Below are 2074 nucleotides of genomic sequence, written 5' to 3'. Positions count from 1 at the left end.
TGGCGTGCGCCGTGCTCTTTATCGGCATCGACTTCCTCTCGGGCGTGGCCGCCAGCCGCGCAGCCGCCCGCCGCGGAGGCCGCGCATGGTATTTCGAAAGCCGCGAAGCGTGGCGCACGGTGCTCAAACTCGGCCTCACGGTCACGGCCATCGCCATGGCGTGGCTGATAGACAGCTGTATCCTGGAGTTCATGCAGTTGAACACCGCGCGGATTTTCACGGGCTTCACCTGCGGCGTGGAGCTATGGTCGTTCCTCGAAAACGCCTCGCAGCTCTCCGACGCACCGTTGTTCCGCTGGCTGCGGCGCTATGTCCGCCGCCGCATCCGAAAGGAGGCGGGCGATGAGTAGGGGGCTGGACAACTGCAACCCGGGCAACATCCGGCAGTCAAAAGTCCGCTACAAAGGCGAAGTACGTCCTTCGCGCGACCCGGCGTTCAAACAGTTCGAAACCCCCGCGTGGGGCTATCGGGCGATTTTCGTACTGCTCGACACCTACCGTATCCGCCACGGCCTCGACACGATCCGCGGCATGATTTCGCGCTGGGCCCCGCCCGCGGAGAACCACACCGCGATTTACATCCGCGCCGTCGCCGAAGCCGTGGGCATCCCCGCCGACCGGCCGCTCGACACCCGTGACCGGACGACGATGCTCCGCATGGCGGCGGCCGTTTCGCGCGTCGAAAACGGCGTCGCGGCCGATATGGACGAGGTGGCGAAAGGCTGGGAGCTGTTTGCAAGCGACGCCCGGCACTCCCGCTGAACCGCGCCGGAAAGGCCGCCGCAAAAAAGCCGGAAAAGCGAGGGGGGGGCAGAGAAAACACGGCAAACCCTGCCGCAACCGGGGATGCAGGCGTGTGGAAACGGCCGGCATCCCCCGCCGCAATACCGTCCCGAAAAAAATCCCCGACGCGGAAATATTGCGCCCGGACAGCGCATCGGACAGCCTGTTTTTGTTATATTTGTATCCATGAAACCCGGATTCCTGCTTGCAAGACTCGACCGCATGCCGATGGTGAAAGCCGTCGCGCCGTTCGCGGCGGGAATCCTCATCGCCGACTGTTTCACACTGCCCCTGTGGTTTCTCGCAGGGGCTTTTCTGCTTTGCGGGACACTGGCCCTGCTGCTGCGCTCACCGCTCTGCACCCTCGCGATGCTGCTTACGGCGGGATTCGCCGCATCGCAGCTCCGCGACACGGCACGCACCGTGCCTTACGGCGTGCACACCACTTACGAACTCGCCGTCGAGGGCATTCCCGCCGACCGCGGCCGTTACACGGCGGCCGAAGCGACCGCCGTGGCGTGGCGCGACCCGTCGAAGGGCACATGGCACGCCGCAGGCGACCGGATAATGCTCTACGCCGACAGCCTCACCGCCCTCTTTCCCGGCGAGCGTATCCGCTGCCGGAGAGCTACCGCCGGCTGATGGCCCGGCGGGGGTTTGCGGGAACGCTGCATCTGTCGGAGCGGACGCTCCTCGAACGCCTGCCCGAACGGAATACCGGCCTGCACCTGCAGGCGGCACAGCGAATCGGAAGGCTCCGCATACCCGGCGACGCAGGAGCTATCTGCCGGGCCATGACCGCGGGCGACCGCAGCGGCATCACACCCGAACTGCGCACAACGTGGTCGCGCAGCGGACTGTCGCACCTGCTGGCCGTGTCGGGCCTGCATACGGGCATCGTCTTCGCGCTGGTCAACCTCGTGCTGTGGTGGCTGCCGCTGCTGCGCCGCGGACACCTCGTACGCAACCTGCTGGCGGCGGCCTGCATCTGGCTGTACGTCGCCGCAGCGGGATTTCCGCCCAGCGCCGTACGGGCCGCCGTCATGTGCACGATGCTCCAGTTCGCGCTGGCTTCGGCCTCGGAATACGTCGCCCTCAACGCCCTGGCCGCCGCAGGTTTCGGCATGCTGCTGTGGAATCCGGCATGGCTCGGGGACATCAGTTTCCAGCTCTCGTTCATCGCCGTGGCGGCCATCGTCGCATGGGGCGTGCCGCTCTGCCGCAGGCTCCACACCCGGTGGCGGGCGCTCAACCTGCTCACAGACGCACTCGCCGTCAGCCTCGCCGCCTC

At 66.7% G+C, this 2074-nt stretch carries 4 protein-coding genes; all 4 read left to right on the top strand.

From position 1 onward, the window contains the following. Positions 1-350: phage holin family protein (locus tag QZT71_RS12415; RefSeq protein WP_295916665.1), on the top strand; the 350-nt coding region annotated here is incomplete at its 5' end. Further along, positions 343-762, top strand: coding sequence for a structural protein P5 (locus tag QZT71_RS12410; RefSeq protein WP_295916664.1), 420 nt, complete (start codon positions 343-345; stop codon positions 760-762). The genes QZT71_RS12415 and QZT71_RS12410, both read left to right, overlap by 8 nt. 207 nt (positions 763-969) lie before the next feature. Continuing rightward, positions 970-1425, top strand: coding sequence for a hypothetical protein (locus QZT71_RS12405; RefSeq protein ID WP_295916663.1), 456 nt, complete (start codon positions 970-972; stop codon positions 1423-1425). After that, positions 1425-2074, top strand: a 650-nt coding sequence (locus tag QZT71_RS12400) for a ComEC/Rec2 family competence protein (protein ID WP_295916662.1), incomplete at its 3' end; no start/stop codon positions are given. The genes QZT71_RS12405 and QZT71_RS12400, both read left to right, overlap by 1 nt.

The sequence above is a fragment of the uncultured Alistipes sp. genome (genome assembly GCF_902388705.1).
Lineage (GTDB): Bacteria > Bacteroidota > Bacteroidia > Bacteroidales > Rikenellaceae > Alistipes.
Note: the sequence above shows the minus strand (reverse complement) of the source record. Positions and strands in the feature narration are given on the sequence as shown.

What these genes read in the sequence shown, in the direction of transcription:
- QZT71_RS12410 (WP_295916664.1), top strand. Translation starts at nt 343, where the DNA reads ATGAGTAGGGGGCTGGACAACTGCAACCCGGGCAACATCCGGCAGTCA.
- QZT71_RS12405 (WP_295916663.1), top strand. Translation starts at nt 970, where the DNA reads ATGAAACCCGGATTCCTGCTTGCAAGACTCGACCGCATGCCGATGGTG.